This window comes from Rickettsiales bacterium (genome assembly GCA_035765535.1).
Lineage (GTDB): Bacteria > Pseudomonadota > Alphaproteobacteria > Rickettsiales > JABCZZ01 > JABCZZ01.
The window spans coordinates 725464-749730 of the sequence record DASTXE010000006.1; the positions used below are offsets into that span (position 1 = coordinate 725464).

The 24267-nt window shown below is 50.2% G+C and carries 15 protein-coding genes; 7 read left to right on the forward strand and 8 right to left on the reverse strand.

The features are described 5' to 3' along the window. Positions 1-425: 425 nt before the first annotated feature. Positions 426-4040, reverse strand: a complete 3615-nt coding sequence (locus tag VFT64_12265) for a sulfotransferase (GenBank protein HEU5048604.1) — start codon at positions 4038-4040, stop codon at positions 426-428. Positions 4041-4220: 180 nt separating this feature from the next. On the opposite strand from VFT64_12265, the gene VFT64_12270 reads away from it, so the two are divergent. Then, positions 4221-6869: an autotransporter domain-containing protein gene (locus VFT64_12270; protein ID HEU5048605.1), complete on the forward strand. Its 2649-nt coding sequence runs from the start codon at positions 4221-4223 to the stop codon at positions 6867-6869. Here the strand turns inward: VFT64_12270 and VFT64_12275 are convergent. The 3 genes from VFT64_12275 to VFT64_12285 all read right to left on the reverse strand — a co-directional run bounded on the left by VFT64_12275 (position 6866) and on the right by VFT64_12285 (position 11697). Further along, positions 6866-7741, reverse strand: a complete 876-nt coding sequence (locus VFT64_12275) for a hypothetical protein (GenBank protein HEU5048606.1) — start codon at positions 7739-7741, stop codon at positions 6866-6868. The genes VFT64_12270 and VFT64_12275 overlap by 4 nt on opposite strands. 548 nt (positions 7742-8289) lie before the next feature. Further along, a complete protein-coding gene (locus VFT64_12280) occupies positions 8290-10290 on the reverse strand; it encodes a hypothetical protein (protein ID HEU5048607.1) in 2001 nt (666 codons plus the stop codon). Between the two features lie 33 nt (positions 10291-10323). Then, the gene (locus tag VFT64_12285; GenBank protein ID HEU5048608.1) at positions 10324-11697 is read right to left on the reverse strand and encodes a hypothetical protein; all 1374 of its coding nucleotides are present in this window, start codon (positions 11695-11697) and stop codon (positions 10324-10326) included. A gap of 123 nt (positions 11698-11820) precedes the next feature. Between VFT64_12285 and VFT64_12290 the strand changes: the two genes are divergently transcribed. From VFT64_12290 to VFT64_12310, 5 genes are all read left to right on the forward strand, one after another. Next, entirely contained in the window at positions 11821-13386 is a 1566-nt protein-coding gene (locus tag VFT64_12290; protein HEU5048609.1) for an aromatic amino acid lyase, read from the forward strand. 9 nt (positions 13387-13395) lie between these two features. Further along, positions 13396-16008, forward strand: a complete 2613-nt coding sequence (locus VFT64_12295) for a phosphotransferase (GenBank protein ID HEU5048610.1) — start codon at positions 13396-13398, stop codon at positions 16006-16008. Beyond that, positions 15944-17635 (forward strand): class I adenylate-forming enzyme family protein, encoded by a 1692-nt coding sequence (locus tag VFT64_12300; GenBank protein HEU5048611.1) that lies wholly within the window; start codon positions 15944-15946, stop codon positions 17633-17635. Before VFT64_12295 ends, VFT64_12300 begins: the two co-directional genes overlap by 65 nt. Before the next feature lies 1 nt (position 17636). Then, complete coding sequence (locus VFT64_12305; GenBank protein HEU5048612.1) at positions 17637-18695, forward strand: phosphoribosyltransferase; 1059 nt, start codon at positions 17637-17639, stop codon at positions 18693-18695. A 575-nt stretch (positions 18696-19270) separates the two neighbouring features. Next, entirely contained in the window at positions 19271-19840 is a 570-nt protein-coding gene (locus VFT64_12310) for a hypothetical protein (protein ID HEU5048613.1), read from the forward strand. A gap of 41 nt (positions 19841-19881) precedes the next feature. Here the strand turns inward: VFT64_12310 and VFT64_12315 are convergent, their stop codons facing one another. From VFT64_12315 to VFT64_12330, 4 genes are all read right to left on the reverse strand, one after another. Beyond that, positions 19882-20535, reverse strand: coding sequence for a glutathione S-transferase family protein (locus VFT64_12315; GenBank protein ID HEU5048614.1), 654 nt, complete (start codon positions 20533-20535; stop codon positions 19882-19884). Beyond that, positions 20535-20960: an SRPBCC family protein gene (locus VFT64_12320; GenBank protein HEU5048615.1), complete on the reverse strand. Its 426-nt coding sequence runs from the start codon at positions 20958-20960 to the stop codon at positions 20535-20537. The genes VFT64_12315 and VFT64_12320 overlap by 1 nt, the downstream gene beginning before the upstream one ends. Then, entirely contained in the window at positions 20957-21598 is a 642-nt protein-coding gene (locus VFT64_12325; GenBank protein HEU5048616.1) for a TetR/AcrR family transcriptional regulator, read from the reverse strand. The genes VFT64_12320 and VFT64_12325 overlap by 4 nt, the downstream gene beginning before the upstream one ends. An 84-nt stretch (positions 21599-21682) precedes the next feature. Next, positions 21683-23371, reverse strand: coding sequence for an EAL domain-containing protein (locus VFT64_12330; GenBank protein ID HEU5048617.1), 1689 nt, complete (start codon positions 23369-23371; stop codon positions 21683-21685). Between the two features lie 200 nt (positions 23372-23571). On the opposite strand from VFT64_12330, the gene nfi reads away from it, so the two are divergent. Further along, positions 23572-24261 carry a deoxyribonuclease V gene (gene nfi, locus VFT64_12335; protein HEU5048618.1) on the forward strand — a complete coding sequence of 230 codons (690 nt, stop codon included), beginning with the start codon at positions 23572-23574 and terminating at the stop codon, positions 24259-24261. Positions 24262-24267: the final 6 nt, after the last annotated feature.

Genomic DNA, 24267 nt, shown 5'->3' on the forward strand with positions numbered 1-24267 from the left:
CAAAGAAGTATTAAAGGTTATTCCTGACAGACAAGACACACTATACGACACGATTGAATACAGGGCAAAAATATTTGAAACATCCTCTCCATGGATAACGCACAAATGTATGCGTAAGACTTTTGCCAGGCATAATAACAAGATAAGCCCTAGTATCGCTGCCTCCCTTAATTTGGCGAAGAGAACATAGGCGAGTGGGAATTTGGGAATCGACAATGGACACTTCTTCTGGTGCTCTTTCCGTCAAGCGCCTTCTATAAACTCGCAATGATTTATCCCAGTATAGATTTATTCCCAGACACTTTGCGCTGACGGGAATCATTTTAATGCATCGCACATACTTATAAGCATCGATTGGTCTTCGAAAAATTACGTGGGAGGGAAGGTAATGCGGTATAATTTCAAGCTATGTAAATTCATGCCCTTTACTCTTTCAACACATTGCCTAAACCTTCTATCAGCGGCCCTAAGAACCGCTCATATTTTTTCCAGCGTGCAACAGAAGACGTATAGACAGGCTGACGAACTTGCGTGACGCTCGCAGTACGGATATCGCGCCTGGTTTTATGGGGCTCGAAGCATGCATCATCCCATGATAGTCCGCAATAACTGATCAGCTTGCGAGCATGGGTTTCCATATCTGCAACCAGTTCTTCATAACGTATGGTGTAAAAGCTATCCGCCGGAAGCACAGCACGCCAATGATCCATTAACTGGCTGTATTCTCGGTAATAGCGCCCGAGATCATAGAGATTATACGTATATTCCTGCGGATGGGAAAAAAGACGGATAAAGCAGGATAAGCACGTATCGAGCGGATGTCGCTCAACATGAATGATTTTGGCGTTAGGCAACGCTAAATGTATCGCTCCCATATGAAAATAATTATGGGGCATTTTGTCGGTAATGTATTTAGCACCCGGCGCAAGCGCTCTGAGCCTATCAACATATTGACTGCCAATCGCTTCGATGCTTTGCGGTTGCTGCGCAATCTCAGAAAAATCCGGCAATTCGCCTGCCCCAAACACGTGCGGGTGGCTGGCAATGATTTGTTCGACCAGCGTCGTGCCCGAACGCGGCATGCCGAGTACAAAGATCGGCACATCTGAAGAAACGCCCTGGCCTCGGTTCTGGTCAATAAAGCGTCTGCTGAATATGTCCTTCTGGCGTGCAAAGAGCCTGTATTGCTCTTGCGCATTATAATGATTGTGCTTGCGGTGCAACCGACAGCCTTCCAGAAAATGGTGGAAAGCTTTTTCAGGATTATCATTATCATCATACGCTTTACCGAGCGCGAAATGAATACGGCTGGCTTTTTCATCCGGAAGGAGTGCCAATTGCTCCGCCTCCTTTTCCAAAAGCGGGATGACATCCTCATCAGACCTGATTTTCCTGACCTGGCTAAGGCTGCAAAGCGCATTGATGCGCTCCTGCCCGCTATCCAGAACACTACGAAAAATGGATTCTGCTTTTGCAAGCTCCCCCTTTTGCATCATGATACTGCCAACTCCGAGCTTAGCGCTTGCCAGAGCGGGGTCATGCATTAATGCCGTCTCAAATATTGCAAGCGCCTTATCCGTCTCTCCTAAAGCAAGATGGATCGAAGCGAGAGTGCTATGGAATTCCGCCGTACCGGGTTTTAGCGCCAGGGATTTGAGCACATATGCTTTCGCTTGCGCGTATTGATGAAGATCGTTGCATAAGCGCGCTAGGCCAGCGTAAGCTTCCGCATAATCCGACCGCAACTCCAGGACGCGTGAAAAACAGCGGTGCGCTTCTTCCGGCTCGCTCAATGCCAAAAGAGCATAGCCGCGATTGCACAAGGCATGTGTGTCATTCGGGTTGAAAGCCAGAACCTGATCGAGATAGGTCAACGCTTCTTGCACCTGGCCACGGCGCACCAGCACTTCACTTAAGTTGCTGAGCGGCTCCGTATAATGCGGATTGGCAGCAATGGCTTTACGGTAATACTCCATAGCGCCTTCATCGTCTTTATACGTGCGCCGGATACTACCCATAGCATTGAGTGCCGGCGGAAAATGCGGGTTGATGGCAAGCGCCGCTTTCTGGCAGGCCTCGGCTTTATCATATTCTTTCTGGTCGAAATAGCTGATACCGAGATTGGCATGCGCCGCGATCAGACCTGGCTCAAGAGCTATCGCCTGCTTGCCGTGAGCTATCGCCCGTGCAAGCTCACCCCGGACACGATACATTTCAGTGAGGTTGGCATGAAAAAGTGCAATATTTCCGTCCGACTGGATAGCCTGCCGGACTAACTCAATGGCTATATCAGGTTTCCCGGCTTTATAGGCGACCAGCCCTAAGAGATGCAGCGCCTGCGCCTCCCGCGGCCTCACTTCCAAAATTTTCCGCAGGAGCATTTCCGCTTCCGCCAACTGGTTTCTTTCCAGCGCCTGATTGGCACTCGCCAACGCCTGTTCGATTGTCATACTTTGTTGTGGCATCTCTTTTCCGTCCATCGCTTGACGCAAAGGCTCAAGATGCTTGCGGTAATGCTCCCAGCGCGCAACAGAGCTTTGATAGATCGGCTGGCGCACCTGCGCAACGCTGGCAGTTTTGACCAGACGCTTGTTTTGATAGAAAGCAAGACATCCCTCTTCCCAGGGCAAGCCGCAATAATCGAGCAAGCGCCTCGCCTGCCCTTCGAGATCGGCAACGACATCTTCATAGCGCACATCAAGAATCGTGCCTTTCGGCAGAACATTCTTCCAATGCCGCATCAACGCGTCATACTGACGCCAGTACCGGCCAAGCTCCTGTAAATCATACGCGAAAGGCATGGTTTCTTTAAAAAGCCGCGAATAGTTGGAAAAGCACGTATCCATGGGATCGCGCATAGAATGGATAATTTTTGCCTTCGGAAATACTGTGTGAATAAGACCGATGTAAAAATAATTTCCGGGCATTTTATCGGTGATACGGGGTGCCGTGGAATGGAGCACACGGATCTTTTGCAAATATGCCGCACCGATAGCATGCAATTCTTCTTCCGTAGCCGATTGCAGGCAGTCTATATAAGAAATACCTGCCCCAATCCCCCACTGTTGCGTGATCGTACTGCATAGATCGTGTAGTTCTCCCGCACCGAACACGACGGAATGGCTGGAGAGGATTTGCTCAATCAGTGTGGTTCCCGAACGTGGCATGCCGACAATAAAAATGGGCGTTTCATCCGCAAGACCCGAATGTTTTTTCCTTGCCAGCGTTTTATTGAAACGTTCAATGATATCCCGTGTGCTTTTCGCCGCAGTCTTTTCATCATAGCCAATCATGGCGCGATGGATGCGGTTGCCACGCTCATAGGCAGCAAAGGAATCGTCATAACGCTTAACATCTTCCCAGGCCTTGCCCAACGAGAACCACAGCCTGAGCTGCACATCAACAGGGAGATTGTGGGCATTGGCAGCCAGTTTTTCCAGAGCGATAAGGTGCGGGTCATCCACCGTATATTTCTTGAGTGTCGAGAGATTGTAATGCGCGTGTACAAACAACGGGTTAACATTCACCGAAGCAATAAAGCATTGGCGCGCGCGATCCAGATCGCCGCGAGTGCTCAAGATGGCGCCTAGATTGTTTTGCGCTTCCGCATTACAGGGATTGGACTCTACGGCACGCGCATAACATGCTTCGGCTTCCGACAGCTTCCCGTCCACTTCCAGCATTGCGCCAAGATTATTGGCAGCTTTATCATGCCGGGGATTAAAACACAGGGCTTGCTGATAGTGCGCAGCAGCGTCACCATGCCGCCCTGCTTCGCTGCAGGCCAGAGCCAGAAGATACCAGGCTTCTGCATCTTGCCGGGCGAGGTTCACCGCCTGCTCGCCAGCGGCAATCGCCTTGTCGAATTGTTTGATGCATCTTAAAATATCGCACTGGAGTTGATAGTAGGCAGGAACCGAGCCATCGCATTCTATGGCCTTAGCTATCAGTGTTTCCGCCAGCGGCAATGTGTGCGCCTCAGCAGCAGCGTTTCTACCGGCATTGAAAAACTCTTCCGCTTGCGCCTGTAACGATGTCATGCAGTCTGGTTTCCGAAAGGCTCTGGCTTCATATCCATGAAGAAATGATTCATCGTGATGCAAATTTGCAGCAATGCTAAATTCTTGCGTTAGTTCATTATTTTTAACAGATTATCGCTTGTCAGCAAGACATACTTATCCTAGTTTCATTGCAATCATTATTTTCATGTCGCAGGGAAAATGTCTCAACTGAAACCTCTCAAGAAATACCTGATTGGTTCCACCGCCCTGATTGGCGGAAGCTTCTTCCTCCCGGCAACCGCCTTCGCTATATCATGCCCGACCATCATCACAGGTACGGCACTTTCAGGAATCGTCTGCGATTTCGATGCGACTTCCAGCGTCACTGTCGCAAACGGCGGTAACGTCGGCGGCATAAATTTGAGCACCAACACACCTCCCTCCCCCGGCTACATTCACAATAACGGAACTCTGGGCTGGACCGGCACCGGTATCGTCATAAACAGCAGCAATCTTTCTGGTGGCATCGCCAATAGCGGCACCATCAGTACCGACGCTTCAGGCATCGGGATTATTAACGGCTCTGCCGTCCTGAATGGCATCACGAATACCGGCAACATCATCAGCACCGCAGCCGGTACTGGCATCCGACTCTCCAGCAGCATACTCATGGGCGGCATCACCAACAGCGGCACTATCAGTGGCAGCAACAACGATGAAGGCATTGCCATTATCAATAACAGTACGGTTGTAGACGGAATCCATAATACGGGTGTCATTCAGGGGGGACCTAATGGCAATGGTATTCTCATGCGCAGCAGCAACCTTTCCGGCGGCATTGCCAACAGCGGCACCATCAGTGGCGCGGGCACGGGACTTGCAGCGTTTAACGTGTCGAATATCACCGGTGATATCGTCAACTCCGGCACCATTACGGGCACAACGTCTGCTGGCATCTCATTGCATAACGGCGCAACGCTGAATGGCAGCCTCATTAATCAAGCGGGCGGCGTAATTTCCGGCGGCAACGCCGGTATCCTGGTGTTTAGCGCCACGAACATCACAGGACACATCGCCAACAGCGGCACCATTTCAAGCGCAAACACCGGTATCAGGATATCCAGCACTGCAATTATCAGCGGCGGCATTCAGAATTCCGGCACCATTCAGGGCAACATATTCGCTATCAATATCGACCCCACTTCGACCGTACCCAACATCGACCTTCTCAGCGGCAGCACCGTTATTGGCGACATTCAGGCGACGAACACTACCCTTAACCTCCTTGGCGGCCAGATCGATGGCAATACCAACGTTAATGCCATCAATGTCGCAAGCAATTTCACCACACACGGCAACTTAACCGCCAACAACACGACGGTAGCGAGCGGCGACAGGCTGACGCTGCGCGCAGGCGACACGCTGACGGGAAATTTCGCCGGCAATGGAGGCACGCTCGCCTTCGGGGTAAGCAATAACACGTTCGGCAAAATTGTCGGCAACGCCGATCTGACAGGCGTGAACGTCGCTGTCGATCTTGGAAACGCCCCGCTGTTGCATAACGGTGATGAGATGAAAGTCATCCAGGGCAGCGCTCCCCTCACCGGCGGCCCGGGCGGTATGCTGACCGCGATTTCCGATAACTCCTACCTCTGGAACTTCCAGATGGTTGACGGCACCGGTGCTACAACCCCGACCAGCAGCAGCGATCTGTTCATCCGGGCAAGCCGTGCTTCATCCGGCAACCTTGGCTTTAACCCAGCCGACACAAACACCTATAACACACTGCAGACATTTGCGGATGCGAATACCAGCGACCCGGCCATACTGCGAGTACTGGGAAATTTAAACAGCGCCCCCACCCGGGCCGCCGCCCAGAATACCCTCCAGTCGGTGGAACCTACACTTAACGGCAGCGATTTCATCGGTGCACAGGCGCTCAATAACCAGACATTGAATATGGCAGCCGAACAACTGGCCATATTGCACGGTAGCGGCGAAACCGGTATGGCTGCCGGCGGCAACCTGAAGGGCGTGCGCATATGGGGGCAGATGTTCGATGCAGAAGCGAACCAGGGTGAACATCAAGGTATCAAAGGCTATAGCGCCAATAGCTGGGGCGGCGCAGTCGGTATTGATACACGTAACATCAACGACAAGACGATTCTGGGCCTGGCATTAAGCTCTGGCCAAACCAACGCCAACTCAAAGAACGCTAACCACACCGGTACGGATGTAAACAGCTACCAGCTGACCCTATACGGTGATTACGCTTTTACAAAAGATACTTTTGCAAGCGGCATGCTGGCTTATGGGTGGCAGAATGTCGATACCATCCGCTACGATGTAGGCGGCGCAGGCGGCTCGGCCGCACACGGCGACTTTAACACGAACGAGATCGCAGCGCGCACGGAACTGGGCAAGAATTACCGCTACGGCTCTACCCTCGTGACCCCAAGCATTCTGGCCAACTACCTGCACTACTCACCGGACAGCTACACGGAAACCGGTGCCGGAAGCATGAACCTGCATATTGACCGTAAGAACATGGACGTTCTCGAACTTGGCGTGGGCACAAAGCTTAGCTGGACTTACCAACGCGCAGAGGGAGTCTTAACCCCAAGCGTTCACGGCGGATGGCGTTATGATGTCATCGGCGATCATCTCGATGCCACCAATAGTTTCGCTGCCGGCGGCCCGGCTTTCGATACTCAGGGCATACAGCCCGGCCGCGGCACACTCGATATGGGCGCAAGCGTGAAGTACGTAACCAACAGTAACATAGAGCTTACTGCCAATTACGAGCTCCAGCATAAAATGGACTACACCAGTAACGCAGGCTTTGTGCGCGCGGCTTACAAGTTTTAAAGAGGCGCGTAACAATCCAGCGACGCTCGCAAAAGGTCTCGCCAGACATTCACCCAGCCTTCGCTATGATCAGCGCTTTCTACCTTTGTAATTCTTATACAATAAGATGTACCCACCGCCCGGCGAAAGCTCCGGGCAATATCCAAAGGAATGATCTCATCCCGCCCTCCCACGAAATGCTGTTGCGGTATATGCGCGGTCTTCGCTGCCACGCTTAAAGGAGAAAGCGTATCGGCGGCAGGTTTGCTGATGCGATGAAGTTGCGAAAATAATGCCGGATCAAGATTACCCGCCACCGTGCGCAAGCTTAATACGTCACCCCGCATACCTGCCAGCAATGCCACCACACCGCCTCCACCAGAATAGCCGACCAGATTAAACCCCGTGAGATGGTATCGCGCTTTGATATCGTCAAGGGCAGCGTTTTCAGACCGCAACTCCTCGGGAGAGAGACGCCGCGAAGTCCAATACTCCTTTGGACAGATCGCACTCGCATCACTTAAACCGCTGAACTGGCACGGACGCGCCATATAGATCACGTTATCATCCTGATCCTCCGCCGCAAGACGCAAAGCCAGCGGATCAACGGGTGTCGGATTGAGTGAAGGTTCCTGCCGGTTAAGCCAGGCGAGCCCGTCACCTTCAATATAAATCGTTGCCGGAGCATCAAGTTTGCCAACCCGCTCGAACACCGTCAACACAAATGGCTCTGCCATAATGCGATGCTCACGCAGATTAGCACCTACAGCGATATGCCGCGCCGTTTCAGCACGATCTTCCGCGGAAATTCCTGTGCACCCAGCCAGTAAGACTATTAACAACGCCAGTATGAGGGCCTTACTGGAAGCAATGACCTCTAAGGAATGTGACAAATAGCACTCATAATTTTTTAGGTATATTTATGACACAAAGGACAAAATGGGCCCAAACGAAAATCTCAGTTGAACAATGGTGACATATTATCGTCTTATTTCAATGCCCAATTGTCCTTGAATCCCATATTCTGTTTGCCTGTTAATAAAACAGATTCCCTGTTCCGTAAAAATAATTGCCTGCTCCAATTTTAGGGAATTTTCTAATAACCATCTATTATGACGCAGCTTTTAGTCGCTAGCTATCATGCTCTAGGCCAAAATAGTAAAATTTCCCTGTATTTTGCCTGATAAACAGGGAATTTGACATGGAGAGCGGTTCGCAGCAGACTCTGTCCACCGCCATTTATTTAGAATTAATCAATATATTTCAGGTAAATGGCTTAGCGCACTTCTCACCAACCCATAAATCACCCCATAATCGTATAGCGCACAGAGAAAAACAGACACAAACTGTTCTGATGCCATTACATCAGAAAATATAAATATCGTTTTGCTATGATATCCCCGTATCCCCATATGATTGTTCCAATAATCTAGCCCTCCTACTAATGCCCCAAACCGGCTTGCGCACTTCCTCCACCCCTTTGCTGGTCCAGATAAGAACGTGCGTATGATGCAGTTTCATCTCTTCCCATATTCCGGCCGCGAATGCGGGGAGTATATTCCATCTCCGGCGCATTTCTCCGTTCGCTGCCGAGCGATTTTGTTTCCAGTTCCGGCATCAAAGAGGGGGCCAAGCATTCGACAACCGGCGTGAAAGCCGCCTTCATACCCTGGCCGGGATAGGGTATGGAAGAAAGGGTATGTATCCTGTCCGACGCCAGCCACATATTGGATAGTGCTGTATGCATTTCTCTATTTATCTCACCGATACCTTCCCTTTCCACGAGATGCTCCATCATTTTTGCCAGCTCATTGAGACCCAAACTTTCCCTGACAATCTCTGTAAGCTCGCGGCAATTCTCATGTTGCCTGCCCAGTCCGAAATGTTTAACGCCGTCACGGCGAGTGATGTTCTCTGCCGCCGCAAGCAACCTCTGCGCAAAATCAGGGGAATGAACAGCCTCTCCGATAGAGTCCAGCGTTTCCCTGCACGCCCTGTCTCCTTCCAAAGCACGCGTCAGCACCTGCTCGATAATGGTCTGTTCCAGCGCGATTATCCCATATCCCAGTAATATGGATGCATCTCTGCCCGCAGTTACCTGCGGGGCACGAAGCATATCATCGGAAGCAATGAGCGGAGTGCCATCCTCAAGTTCCAAGCCGAAGGTTTTGGCTATCTGCTTAAACGTATCGGTTTGCAAGTCGTAACTGGCGTATTTGAAAGGGTGGACTGAACGGATATGATCGTTTTGTGTTCCAATCCCCGTCAGATCCGCCCCTGCATTTCTGCCTTCACCTTGCACCGGCCGCAACTGGTCAAAGTCAGGTGGATTGACGGGACAGAGCGTTTGTGCAACAGCATTGGCAAGCAGCAGATCATTCGGCAAGGTCGCTTTATGGTTCATCAGTTGGCTGCGTATGATCGCCATCATGTGGGAATGCCCCTCAGGGTCTTCCCGCAGCAATGCACTGGTCGACATATCAAGACCATGATTCTGCTCAAGCATAGCAATAGTGGAGCGGATGCCGTTGAACCCTCCCATATCATATTTCTCGGCATTGAACGAACCGCTGAACAACATTCTTTGCTGCGGGCCATTGAGTTCATAAAAACCGCCACTGCGTAGCTTGTTGAAAATAGCCCAGTGTGTTGCCAGGTTTTCATCCACCACCCCGCCTTGCGGATCAATAATCCAGCCAAGCGGTTTACTTATTTGCCCGTTAGTAGAAATGCCGAACTGGTAATCCGTCGCATTGCCCTTGTAATCCACACCCGAGCCGGGAATGAAATCGCTTTTAAGCCCGGCAGATACAGAATGAACGGAAAGTGCCACCTCCTCTGCTTCACCTCCGTCACGGCGAATCGTGCCGCGCAATTTGTTTCCATCGATAGTATAATTCTGCGCTTCCAGCATCCGCCGGATATCCTCTCTGCGCTCACTATCCTGAGGTACTCCTTCAATATAGAGAAAGCCTTGCTCATGCATGACATCATTCACGGATTTGGCCAGCTGTAATGCCGGAGAATGGGAGAGTTCCATCACGGTATTAAGGCCGTTGCTCAATGAAACGGATCTATCATCCCGTCTCGCGAAGCGTTGCCACCGCTGGGTCTCCCGATTTGCAAACCGTCCCGTTCCGATAAGCTGCAGGCAGGCTTCATGCAGCACGCCATCGAATCCCCTCTGCGCATAGGAAGGCGATTCCGTACGCGTGACCGCATGAATCTCCGGTATTTCATCCGCATAGGGCATGCAGGTAGAAATCGTATTAACGAAATCACCGGTCACGATCTGCATGTCATTAACAATACGGCCGATGACGCCAACCATATCGGAAGGATGGAGCGCGCGGTGCATATTAGTCCAGTTCAAGCCATTAAAATAGGTGGCTTTAACTTCATCATAAGGCAGCGCAGGAGGTGGGGTTAGAGATGCGGTCATCTATAGGGCTCCCGGTTGAGACATATTCTTCATTCAGCGCCCCCTGCCCCTCACTGCCTGCGCTGCTATCTCTGTGTCAATCGCCTGCGCCTTAGCAAACAAACTTTCATATAATTGTTCATGCTGGATCGCCACGTTACGGGGAATAAAATTCGCCGTTGCAGCTTCCGCTCTGCCCCCGATCTCATCCCGTGTCAGGGCATGAGGATTTTTTTCCGTCCTGATCGAAGTTCCCTCGCGTTCCATATGGTTAATCTGGCGCAATGCATCCCCCCAGTCTTCGACCAACACGATACTGCCGTTTCTGTAATAGGCAGGTGTATCTTCGCCTTCCGTGGCCAGCGTCACACGCCCCATCTGCATTCCGGGAATGACGCTGCCATTTTTCCCCGTAACTCCTCCCTTCACCAGGGTGACCATATAGCCCATCTCGCTGATCAGCTCCCCGACCCGCTCCGCCGATTCGCCCAGATGCAACTCAACATTAAGCCGTTTAGACTTGCCCTGCAGAAACTTTACAAGATCCTGCTTGTTATCGATACGTTCCAGCGCATCCAGTTGCGCAGGCGTAAGATTATATATTTTCCTGACGATATCGTTTTTGACAAACTTCAGCCCCCTGTCCTGCTCATCTCCCCTTGTCTCCACAATGTCGCCAATCAGATGAATAGTATGGTTCTGCTGCCGTTCATCATAAGCAGCCAGTCCGGGTTCATATTCCGATCGTGAAGCCTGTCTTTGCGGAGCATCAGGCGGCAATGTCCGCCCGCGGATATCCTCTGCCATTTCAATGAGCTGTTCCAGACCTCGCCTATGAGCCCTGAAGCGTGCGAAACTTCCTATATGGCTGCTTCTTTCCGGTACGCAAGCAGGCAGCGGTATATTGCTTGGAACCGGAATGACGCTGCTTTTCTGCCTGAGATCGATACCATGCGCGCCTGCGAATTCAACAGCCGATTGCTGTTCGGCATCCGTTGTAAAAACAATCTGATCGGCTTTACGCAATACGGGAAGTGTATCGTTTTTATACGACATGCAAAATCCTGGATACTCTACCGTTCCCGGGTTGATTCCTCCCTTCATGAGACTGAACTGATGGAACGTAAACACCAGCTTCTGACTCGCCTGCAAATCCAGGGATTCTATCTGATCCAGCAATTGGCGGTCGCGTTCTCCCAAACCGGGATATTGTACATGGATAATCTGTTGTTTGTGGTCGGGATTAAGAGCATCAAGCTGTTTTTGCAAACTATTCTCACTGGTGAGATCCCATTGGGCATTATCGAGCACAAGGACTTCATATCCTAATGTCTCAAGCTCCCTTGCCTGATTGCGCGTATAATCGCCGACTCCTTCATTCGCTGCTTCCGGGAAACCGGTAAAAAATACAACCTGCTCTTTTTTCAAAGGATTTACACCCACACCACCGTCCCAAAAATCAACAACTATTACTAATTTATAAACAAAATTTATTAACAAATCTTTAATCAATTCCATGTAATGTTTTGTAATGAAACATTGAGGAATGACATGTCTCATAAAAGGACTTTGCTGCTGAACGGAAATTCATTAACGCCCAAACAGGTTAACGCCATTGTCAGAGGCGATATTACCGAAATACGCATTGATCCTGCCGCACTGCGCCGGGTAAGGGAAACTCATAGAGCCTTTGAAAGAACGGCTGCCGAAAACCAGGTATACGGCTTGCATACCGGTTTTGGCAGCAGGGCAACCGTATTGATAGACCAGAACACGGACCGTTATTCCTCGATAGTAAATACGGGCAGTTTTTCCAATATTTTCGACTTCGTCGACCCAAGCGTCTCTAAGGCGGTTCTGGCTATCAAGGCTAACAGCTTTCTTGCTGGAGGAATGGGTGCTGTAAGGCCGGAGCTAATCGAAAAGCTTGTAGAAGTTTTCAACGATAATAATTTCCGCTCCATGCCTAACGTCCCAGCGCTGGGAACAGGTGAAGGAGATTTAAACTCTTCTGCAATACTTGCAAAATGGTGGCTTGATAAGCATCCGGATTTTCATTTGGCTCCGGGGGAAGATCTTGCCTTGCTGGCAGGCAATGATTATTGCGATGCGCTGATGGCGGTCACCCTGTCCGAGATAAGGCGCCTGATGGATATATCCTACTCCGTATTCGGGGCCAGTATGGAGGGGTATAGGGCTCAACCACAGGCCATCGCTCCGCAGGTTGCAGAAGCACGGCCCAGTAACTCCCTGAGAACTTCCATAAAATGTATCAACGGCGTTATGAAAGACAGCAGGCTGCTTGAAACCGGGGCACGGAACCTGCAGGATCCTAATAGCTTCAGAACATTCCCGCAGGTCATGGCTGCCGTGGAAAATTATACCAGTAAGCTTGAGAAATACCTGCAGCAGGAAATGAATTCGGCCACACAGAATCCTTACTATTCAGCGGATTCGGATCAGATCATCCATAACGGTAATTTCGACACCACCTATAGTTCTGTCACCTTAAGCGCCCTGCAGCTGGCCTTAGCGAAACATGCAGATATTTCGTTTAAGAGATTATCCAAAATGTGTGATCCGCATTTTAACGGGCGTTTGGTGCCGGGGCTGTCGCGCCCCAACAGCTTGGCAGATAACATCCAGTCCCTGAACGTAACTAACATCGCGGGGCAGGCATTGAAAAATGTCGTCGGCCACGCACGTCAGAACATAACAGACGCTTCCTCATTACAATTTCAGAACGGCATAGAAGATAGTGTTTCCGGTGTGTTTCAGCAGTTGCTGGATGCACAGGCCATGGTGAAAAATATACGATTGGTAATGGCCTGCGAACTCGTGGTGGCGATGGCCACGATTCAAGAGCGGATAAGGGATGGCGATATCGTGGAAGGAGATCTCTCTCCACATATTGCCCGGATATACGAAAATTTCATGCAATCCATTGATATCAGTAGAACAACAGACCGTAGCGGAATGGGGTTTGACCTGGATCAGGTGACAGCTCTCTTCGATAACCGCGACATATTTCCGCCCACCCCTCACCTGGCCGACAGAAAACTGCTGCATGTGGAGCAACTCGCCGGCAGAACCGGACAGGAAGCCGGCAGAGCATAAGGAAGCATAATGGCATTTACCAAAGAAGATATTTCATCAGCATTTGCAGCTTCCTTTCCTCAGTTAGGAACTGTTGAAGATGTGATTGCTGTGATGGAGGGAGTGCGATCCGCTTATCGTGTTATAACCACAGAAGGAGAATATTTTGTAAAAAACGTTCCGCCGGGTGCAAGGCGCACTCCGGAAGAGAATATGGGGATTCAGAAAGAACTTTATGATGCCGACGTACCGGTGGTCAAACCCGTTGGCCTGATGACAGCAGGCGATAGCACATTTACTGTAGAGGAATTCTGCGATGCGCAATATATAGAGCGCCCGCAACTCCAGCATAAGATACAGGTGGCACAGGCGCTCGCCAAGCAGCATGCCGCCACGCAATTACCGGAAGATGCTATTGTTCCGCGCCATAAAGCACATGCGCAGATTGACACATTGCGGGATAACTTTCAGCGTGTTTTCACCCAATTTGAAGATGAAGGCATTCCCAAGGAAAATTGGGAAGCGGCATTGACAGACCGGTTCATGTCACAGTTTGACAGGCACGGCCTTGCTCATCTGGTAGAAGATCAGCCGACATTCGGTGATTCGGCACTACCCGCAAGGGAACGGTTCAGGCAGGCCGCCGCACAAATTGCTCACATGGTTGTGAAAGAAGGTGCTGTCGATTATATTTGCGATACATTCTACAATTTAGAAAAGAGCCAGACGGAGCATGCTGCCGAGATTCATCGCAGCAGGCTTCATGAAGATCCTAATACAGGTAATGTATTATATGACGGATCCGGCAAGCTGGTGGCCCTGATCGATTATGAATACAGTCAGCTGGGTCCTTCTTACATGGACCTCGGCGCGGCTATTAAGACGCAGATATCCGGCAAGAAGATTGACTGGGAAGAAGCCTCCCAAATGGTATCCGCCTATCACCAGATCCGCCCGTTATCCGCTAAAGAAGTGGAACTGCTCCCGGCATCCATTCATGTAAGAACTGCACTTCTCTCAGCGTTGCGGCTTATAGAATTCTCAAAGGTTTTAGGCGATAATCCGCCAGATTACCTAAAGAACCCTGTGCCTTATTTGAAGGATCTCGAGAAAGAGAAAACCGAGATCAAGCAGGTTGAGGACAAGCATTTACTCTTTCCCCGGGATTTGCCGCAAAAAGAGGTGCTGCGCACATTTCTTCCTTATCTTAATACGCGGAAATTCCATCCTTCCCCGGAATATGAAGATCCTAAAGTTGAAACCTTGCTAGATGCTGTCGAGAAATTTCTGCGCAGAGAGAAGATCACCATTGCGTATGATCCGTCATTACCTGCTCAGCCGATACCGGATGATTTCGGCAATGTTGCAGGCCTTGTCACGTTCCGCCTTAACAGCCGCCCTAAACTGCATAACCAGCCTCCCCTTGCGCAATACCAGTTGGATAATAGTTCATATCAAAGAAATCTGGGGGATCTGATGCTCGCCGTCGCGAGCTACTGCGTCGCAGAAAAGGCAGGACATCCTGTCGACCTGAAACAGGAGGATATTATACCCTCCTTCGGTTTAAGCGCCCGCGCCCCTGACGATGCAAATGCATTTCATAAACTTTCCAAGGCAGAATATCCCAGGTTCGACAAGCCTGTTGTTTTTGGAGTATGGGGGCTTGGCGTCCAGGAAAACTGCTCACAGGATTTCATCGATGAGGGAATACGCAGGGCGGATCATCTCAGCCAGAAAGCTGGCAATATGGATTATTACTTTCTTACCTACCCCCAGCAGCCTATGGCGCTATATAGCGCATATGGCAATCAGTACAATCAGGATCCGGAGCATTATTATTCCGAAACCGCCATGCAGTTTGTGCAGGATGTGTTAATGCCAGCAGTAAGTCCCCGCTATACCCCTGCCCATCCCCAGGCGCATCGTTATCGCAAGGAAGACGAAAACGCGGTCGTTTCCGGCGAACGGTACAATGATATAGAGCAGGTCAGGCAGCAACTTGGGAATATAAGATTCGTAGCGCATAGTTACGGCACCTGCTTTGTTCAGGAGGTGCGTAATGCGCTTGTGCGCTCCATGAAAGATCTGGGATATGCGCAAGAGGAAATCCGTGAAACATTGCCTGCCGTTTTTTCACTCAATACAGGTACGCTGGTTCAAACCGATATTCAGAAAACGGAGGGGAGTTTCTCCCAGTTCAGCATCGTCGCTAAAGATGATATTGTGGCCAATAATTGCAGCAACCATCTAAGACAGCTTAAGGAAATACCACAGGATGACTGCACATTAAGCTCACCTGACACACACACCGTCAATGCCTATAGCAATATCATTACCGGACAACTCTTCGCATCGCCAGAAGATCAGGAACCCATCGTCTGGAAGGCTAATCCGCATGAGTGGGAGGCATATTGGTATGACGGTTACAATGCAGCAGGCCAGCATCTCGATAATAGTTCCCTGCCTGGACATGTCCTGCAAAAGGCGATTGAGAAAGGCGCATCCATAGCGCAGGACGGAGTGCCATCCTTACTTCCATCGCAAGAGCATATCCATTCCATTGAAGCAAGGCCAGCAGGTGAATGGACAGCCAGGGCCGCAAACACAGCTGAATCCGGAATTGCAGGCCGGAGGGCTGGATAACATGGGCAATATCCTATCCGCCATTACGGCCCATGATAATCCTTCTCCCGCCCTGATGAGAGCGGATCAACAGACCGGAATGAACAACAGGCAGCTTGGCGCGTTTGTAAGTGATATGACCGTACAGTTACAGCAACTCGGCCTCAGGCGGCATCACAAAGTCGCTCTTGCCTTGTCGGAAGGCGAACCCAGTACCGTGACAGCGCTGCTTGCCACTATAAATACGTCGATCGCAGCCCCAATGCGAAGGTTCGAGAACGACGAAATGACAGATATATCATTGGATACCATCGCACCGGACGTATTAGTGCTTGATGAAACCGTGCCTAACTATAGTGATATTGCTCTTCTGGCCTCCGCGAAAAATATCCCTGTTATTACACTGCATCCGGAGAATGATAAGAACGGTAAATTCACCCTACGCCACAATACGGATCTGAGCAATCTCAGTAAGGGGGAGATCGCCGAACCTACAGAAGACGATATTGCCGTTCTGTTCCAAACCTCTGGAACGACAGGGACTCCGAAACTGGTTGCTCATACGCACGGACATTTCCTGCACAACGCCCGGATACATACCAATACAGTCGGTATTCATAAGAATGAACTGCGCTGTCTGAATGTTTTATCCCAGCGCGCTCAGTGGGGTGTCACCACTGCCTTGACCACATTATTATCGGGCGGAACACTAATGGTATATCCACACACGAACCTCAACTATGCCAGCACAGGAGAGACCAAACTTGCACACCTTATTGAAACCACCCAATCCAACTGGGTGCCGCTGACGCCTTCCAATCTTGTGGATTTAGCTGGTCTCATGCATAAGAGGCCGGGAATCGGCCAGAAACTGCGGGATAGTGCATTACAGGTGCTGGAAACCTCCTCTTCGTCAGCGCATCCCATGCTGTTGGAACAAGTACAGAATGAGCTGCCGCTTATCAGCCTTCTTCAGACATACGGATCGACGGAGACCGGCCCTATTTCCGCCAATACATCGCGGAATAACAAAACGGGAACGGTAGGCTGTGCTGTAGACGGTGTTGAAATAAAGATTGTAAACGGCGCCGGAAAACAGGTAGCGGACGGCGAGATGGGAGAGCTATGGGTGCGCAGTCCTTCCGTAGCGCGCTATTACCAGAATGATGAAGCCAATCGGAAAAGCTACACAGAAGATGGATTCTACAAAACGGGAGATATTGTTGCACTGGATGCCGATGGACATATTACGATCGTGGGACGAAAGAGCGAGATATTTGTCGTAAATGACAGGGAAGTCATTCCCGCCGCCCTGGACAAAGTAGCCCAGACCATTCCGGCAGTAAAGGAAGCGGCGACCTTCCCCGTAACCAATGAAGGTCAAACCACAGTAGGTATGATTCTGGCTATTGGGGAAGGCACCAACCCTGCTGATGCGGCCGAAAGCCTCAGGCAAACCCTTGGCGATATCCCGGTACACATCTTTTTTGCCTCCAAAATACCCCAACAATATCTGACCTCCAAGGGATCATTGAGGCGCGGCGTTATGACGCAGGAACTAAGCGGCAGAGCAGGCAATGCGCCAGAAATCCATTTTCTGGAGTTGGATGCCGGACGTCCGGCAAGCGTGGGAGGACCAGGAAGGTAACATGACCCGATATGCCCCTCTCTCCAGAAAACCGTCGTTACGCGAAGTATTCAAAGAGGATATCGCCGCACATACATGGAGCGGTGAAGAAGGCCAGCCCGATCCGCTGTCACGAAGCGGCGAAGACGCATTCACTCAATCCCCTTTAAGGAAATTTGCCAAGAACGGAGACTGGCTGTCGGCCGTCAGGATTGTCGCAGGCGATGAAGAATTCACTCATATCTTAAAAAACGTCGACAACATTACCTGGCCGGCCGGTATCATTATCACCGAGGAAAGCAAACAATTCCATCAGAAGCTTCTGCAGGGGGAAGAGATTGGAATAGAGGGTATCTCGCAGGTATTTCCCAAAAGAGGTGCCGCTGCGAAAGTGCTGGACGGTAAAGAAAGTATTTTCTGCCCTTATGATGAAAGCGCAAGGCCACCCCTTGTCAATGCAGACATATGCGGCAGCCTTCAGGAAAAATACGGGCATCTGGAACCTTCTCCCGTAATCGTACCGATCAGGTCCACACCGCGGGCAGATGGCTCCATGAATTACATGGCGGAAGCTTTTGCCTGGGCGGTATCACAAAAATCGGGCATTCGCGTTGCCCCTCGAGGAATAGGTGTTGTAGCCAAATCCGTCAGCAGAACAGACTGCGATGATGCAGACAGATTAAGGCAGGAAGACGCAAGAATAGATGTCCCTCGCGGGCTGAAAAATGTCATACTGCTGGATGACACCGTTTATACGGGACGCAGCATGATCCGGGTTGCGGAGGAAATCTTAGCCAAGGGAGGCTCTCTCCTGGGAGCGCCGCAATGCCTCAGAGGTTATTATGAGGATACCACTTTATTTCCTTCTGAGAAAAAGCTGGAACTGCTGGAGCAAAAGATTGGGGCAGAATATAACAATCACAACGAGTTTTGGAACGAATTTACGCAGCATACAAGTTTAACACAAGACAGAATCACCGATACAGAAGTGGATATTTTGCTGCAGCAATCTTCGCTTAAAGCATTTGTGGGTGCATTGGAGCAATCACTAAGCAGAGCGGCTTCTACACGATACATGTAACTCACCTCTTCCCACCCCAACACATCATGGAAAAGATGAAGAAACTTGGCTTTAAATAGGGTTTGGGTTGTCTCCTAATCTAAATATTCTATTTACCTGCTTGCATATATAAATTCCCTGTATCAAGAAATAATTTCCCTGCTGAATTTTTAGGGAATACCATAGTAACTTACTAACATTATGGGGGTTTTTAGACTTCTAGATCCAATGTATGGCTAAATTTACAATAATTCCCTGTTCTTTCCCTGATAAACAGGGAATTTGTCACAGAGAGCGGTTCGCGGCAGACTACGCCCACCGCCATTACTGATTATATGGATTTATCATCCATATAATCAGTAATCACGATGTGATGAGATGAGAACGTAGTTCGACAATTTTTCAGGAAGAAAAATTGGACGCCGCAGCAAAGCGAGGCGCCGCCTGACGGCAAATGGTCAGGAGACCATTTGTCAATCTCATTTCCCTTTTACTAATTAATCATATGGTTCGTCAGATCGAGAACTAAGAATGCTTCCTCCCAATTTCGAGAACATGACTTTGCCTGTTAAGCTGTATCTAGCATCTTATCGGGCATGCATGGATTGCAAATATGCCATAGAACTACTCAAGAGCAGCTCTATAAGCTTTCAAATTGGAAAGTTCAATGGGCTGGTATTTGCGCATTATTAAAAACATCTATTCATTTAATGCGTGAGAAGGACGCAAAATCATGCTTACCTGAACCACTTAAAAACAGTCTCCATTCTGCATGGAATGAACTTAGAAAGAATAGAACAAAATACTCTATTTTCTGGGATTTTATTGATAAAGAGCGCCATAACATCCTTAAAGAATATGAGTTTTCTGCGTACGAAGCAATTTTAACAGAAGATGGTACCGTAAAGAAAACCTTTCGTAGCCTTTTATCTATAATGGAAGAAGGAGAAAAAGAGACCCTATTGATAAAAAGCGGCCCATATGAAGGGCGTTTAGCTCTTGAGGTATTAACCGAAGCTGTTCAATGGATTGAAGATTATATTTTTGATGCAATCAGAAAGACTGGCTACGATCCTCATGAATCTCGGCGTACAACCGCACTTTTACCCCCACTGCAATCAAAGGGATTGAGCTTGCTAGAAGAAATTTGGCAACACCCTGCCTAATACATATAAAATTTTCACTCTGCTAAATTGCATATGAGAAATCATCCCACCGCCACTGCATTAGTAAAAACCGCCAGCTGCGCAGCAAACGCACGTTGATATGCAGGCCGCACTTCGCCCCGGGCAACATAAGCAGCAAGATTCGGGTACTCCTCCAGAAGCCCTGAAGGTCTGAGCCTGAGCAGCACAGACACCATCATCAGATCGCCCGCGCTGAATTCACCGTCAAGCCAGTCCGCATCGCCAAGGTGAGCAGAAAGCTGATTCAAACGGTTGCGTATGCGGTCCTGAACCAGAGGCAAGCGCTCTTTACTCCAGGGCTTGTCACCCTCATGCAATTTGACGGTGACGAGATCGAGGATCGGCGGCTCTATCGTATTGACCGCAGCAAACATCCACGCGATCGCGCGTGCACGGGCATTGGCATTTTTCGGCAGAAGTCCCGCATTGTTTTCTGCAATATGAAACACAATCGCTCCTGACTCGAACAGGGCAAGATCGCCCTCCTCATAGGTTGGAATCTGCCCGAAAGGATTGATCGCCAGATGCGCAGGCTCCTTCATCGCTTTGAAGGAAAGAAGCCGCACATCATAAGGCTGGCCCACTTCCTCAAGCGCCCAGCGGACGCGCGTGTCGCGCGCGAGCCCTTTGCCGCCATCGGGCGACCGTTCAAATGCGGTAATGGTAGGAGTCATTACGCCGCCCTCGCGCTTGCTGCTTCCACATGCTTGCGGAAATTATCCAGAATGGATTGCCAGCCAAATCGCTGCTGCTCAATCGGATAGACATTTTCGCTATCGAACGTCACACGCACCTTCACTCCTTTGGCCTCAGGAATAAACTCAACCTGCGCAGTGCGGTCGCCAAACGCATATTCGATTCGCTGCTTATCGACGATCTTGGTATAGGTTCCGGCGAAATCGAACCCCATGCTGCCGTCTTTTGCTTCCATGCGTGAACTGAACGCTCCACCTTCGCGTAAGTCCACTTCCGCTTTTGTGGTATGCCAATCATCCGAAGCCGCATTCCACTGCATGATATCCGCCGGTGATGTATAGGCGCTCCATACTGTATTGATCGGTGCATTGACGATGGTTTCAACGGTAATTTTCTGGCTCATGATAATTCTCCTGAGAAGGTTGGTTTGCGAAAAAGATAAACGATATAGCGGCGCAGATGGTCAATGCTCTCCCCGGCTACGGCAGCATCGCCTTTTGCTTTAGCGAGAATAAATGCACCCTGCAAAACAGCCTGTGTGTGCAGTGCAAGACTTCGCGCCGTCCAGTCCGCGCTAATGCCGTGCGATTTCATCGCTTCATCAATATCGGCTTCCACTTTTGCCGCATGGCTGCTGATGCTGGCATTGCACGCATCGCGAATAGCGGGGCATGTCTCATAAACTTCCTGCACCATCGTGCCGATCAGGCAGGTAAATTCAGGGACGTTACCGACCAGTATTTCCTTGCGGAAATCGATATAACCCAGCACACGCTTCAGCGGATCTTTATGGCGATGATAAGGTGCCGCCGCAAAAAACTCACTCGTGATTTGCGACCAGTATTCCGCAGCCGCCACGGCCAGCGCTTCCTTTCCCTTGAAGTGATGGAAAAAAGAACCCTTCGCCACCCCGGCTTCGGCGCATAATTCGTCGACTGTTGTGGCTTCATAGCCCTTCGTGCGGATCACTTTAAGTGCCGCATCCAGCAGCTTTTGCCGTGCCGCCGCCATAGGGCGGTTATGGGAAGTCGTGTTGCTCATAAGAATATTTATACCGACCAGTCAGTATAAATGCAAGAAAAATCTTAAGTGCCTTTAATATAAAGCATTATGCATCCGTTGAATTTATTGCTGCGCTTTAAGCCAAGCCGCCAGCTCTTCCTTCGGCATCGGTCTGGCAAAGTAATAGCCCTGTCCTTTATCGCATCCAAGTGCTTTGAGCAGCTCTTTCTGCTCCTGGGTCTCAATACCTTCTGCGACCACTTTGAGATTGAGCGCATGCGCCAGATTGATAGTAGCACTGGCAATCAGCAGGTTATGGCCATTGGTCAGAATATCTGCGACGAAGGAACGGTCTATTTTCAGAATATCCAGCGGCAGCTGGCTCAGATAACTGAGCGACGAATAACCTGTGCCGAAATCATCGATAAATACCGAAGCCCCTAACTCACGGCACAATGTCAAAGTCTGTATGGCCTGCTTTGGATTTTCCATCAGCGTGCCTTCGGTGACTTCCAGCGCAATATGCTTCGGGTCGATCCCGGCGCGCCGCAGTATTTCCTGCAAATGGCGGGAAAAACCTTCCTGCTGGAAATCACGCGAGGCGAGGTTCAACGCAATATAGATCGGCTGTTCCTGTATGCCTTGCCATAAGACCGCATCTTCGCATGCCTGCCGTATGACATAGTCGCTGACTTCGGTAATAAGTCCGGATTTTTCCGCCAGCGGAATAAAGGCCAGAGGTGGAATCATTCCTCTTTCAGGATGCTGCCAGCGCACCAGCGTCTCCACACCGCAAGGTTTCGCGGTTTTCAGATCGATGATCGGCTGATAATAATTCAGCAACTGGCGCTGCTGTATAGCAGTGCGTAAATCCCTTTCCAGCAGCACGCGCTGGCTCAGTTCTTCATTCAGCGCCGACGTATAAAATTCAAATGTGCTGTCGGCATTCTGCCGGGCGCGATGCAAGGCACTGTCCGCATGCGTAATCAATGTGTTCTTATCGCTGCCGCAGGCGGGATAAATCGCAATGCCGATGCTGGCGCCAATATGCAAAGCAAGCCCGTTGATTTCAAAAGGCCGCTCGACTACCTTCAGCAACTGGCCAGAAAGTTTGGCCAATTCCGCCGGAAGTGCGGACTGTCCGGTGACCAGTATCGCGAACTCGTCCCCCTCCATCCGCGCCACCGCGTCCTGCTGCGTAATGCGCTCGCTCAGCCGGACTCCCACCGCTTTCAGCAATGCCTGTCCCATCTCCGGCCCAAGCGTAGCGGTGACTTCCTTAAAGCGCCTGAGGCTTAACAGGAGCACCGCCAGCGGTGAATCCGGCTGACCGGCAAGCCTGCTTTCCAGACGCTCCATGAAAAGATTGCGGTTGATAAGGCCCGTCACACGATCGAAATGCGCCAGCTCAATAACTTTGCTCTCAAATTGTTTACGCTCGATGGCATAACGAATCGCGCGCGGCAGTATCTTATTACCGTATTGTCCTTTGACAATATAATCCTGCGCACCGCGCTGAAGCGCTCCCAGAGCTCTTTTATCGTCGTCCAGCCCCGTCATGACGATAATGGGGACTCCGGGTAAATCACGGCGCAACTTTTCAATCGCTTCCATGCCGGTAATGCCCGGCAGGTTCAGGTCAAGCAGGAGAAGATTGAACGGTTTATTTTTATACTGCGGTTCCGCTTCCTCTAATGTAGGGGAATGTTGAATGGAAAATGTATGAGGGGCTTCCTGCTCCAGCATTTCCCGAATTAGGAATGCGTCGCCCTCATTATCCTCAATGATTAAAATATTAAGCGCAGCATCCACAACTTATCCTACCTGGTTAAGTTTTTCACCGACAAACCCATTACGCTAAATATTATAAGAAAATCTCTATCTACACAAGGACCATAAGCGTATGAATACGCTGGAGATGTCATGAATGCTCCGCCATACCGTTTCAACCGATAGAATTTTTATGATGAAATCATCTACTCTGTTTTAACTATGCAAACACGGGAAGAAGTATGAAACCCTCCATCACATTGCCGCCCTGGCCGCAGGACGCAAAACAGGCTATCTCCATGCAGGAAGAGCTGCGCCGAAAGATCAGCCTGAACGACGATTTCGGCGAGATCAGAGTGATTGCCGGGGTCGATGTCAGCTATGATATTAACAACAATATCAGCCGTGGTTTTGTCGTCTGCCTGCATGCGGATACGCTGCAGCCTTTCTGTTCGGTGAAAGCGGAACTTCCCACCACCTTCCCCTATATTCCGGGGTTACTGTCATTCCGGGAAATCCCGGTCATTATCAAAGCGCTCAATATGCTGGATAGGACGCCCGACCTCCTGATGGTGGATGGACAAGGTATCGCCCATCCGCGCCGTCTAGGCATCGCGGCCCACCTTGGGGTGCTTACGGGGCTTCCCTCCATAGGAGTTGCAAAGTCGCGTCTGGTTGGAAGTTACAAAGAACCAGCCTTAGATAAAGGCAGTCAGAAACCACTGACGCATAAAGGGGAAAAAATCGGAACGGTGCTCCGCAGTAAGGACAAACTGCTCCCGCTATTTATTTCCCCCGGCAACCGTGTCTCTCATGAGACCGCTGTCAGAATCACCCTGGAATGCCTGACCAAATACCGCCTTCCCGAACCCACACGCATCGCGGATAAATTATCGAAGGAGAAGAATCAGGATTCTTTGTTTACGGTGTAAGGACTA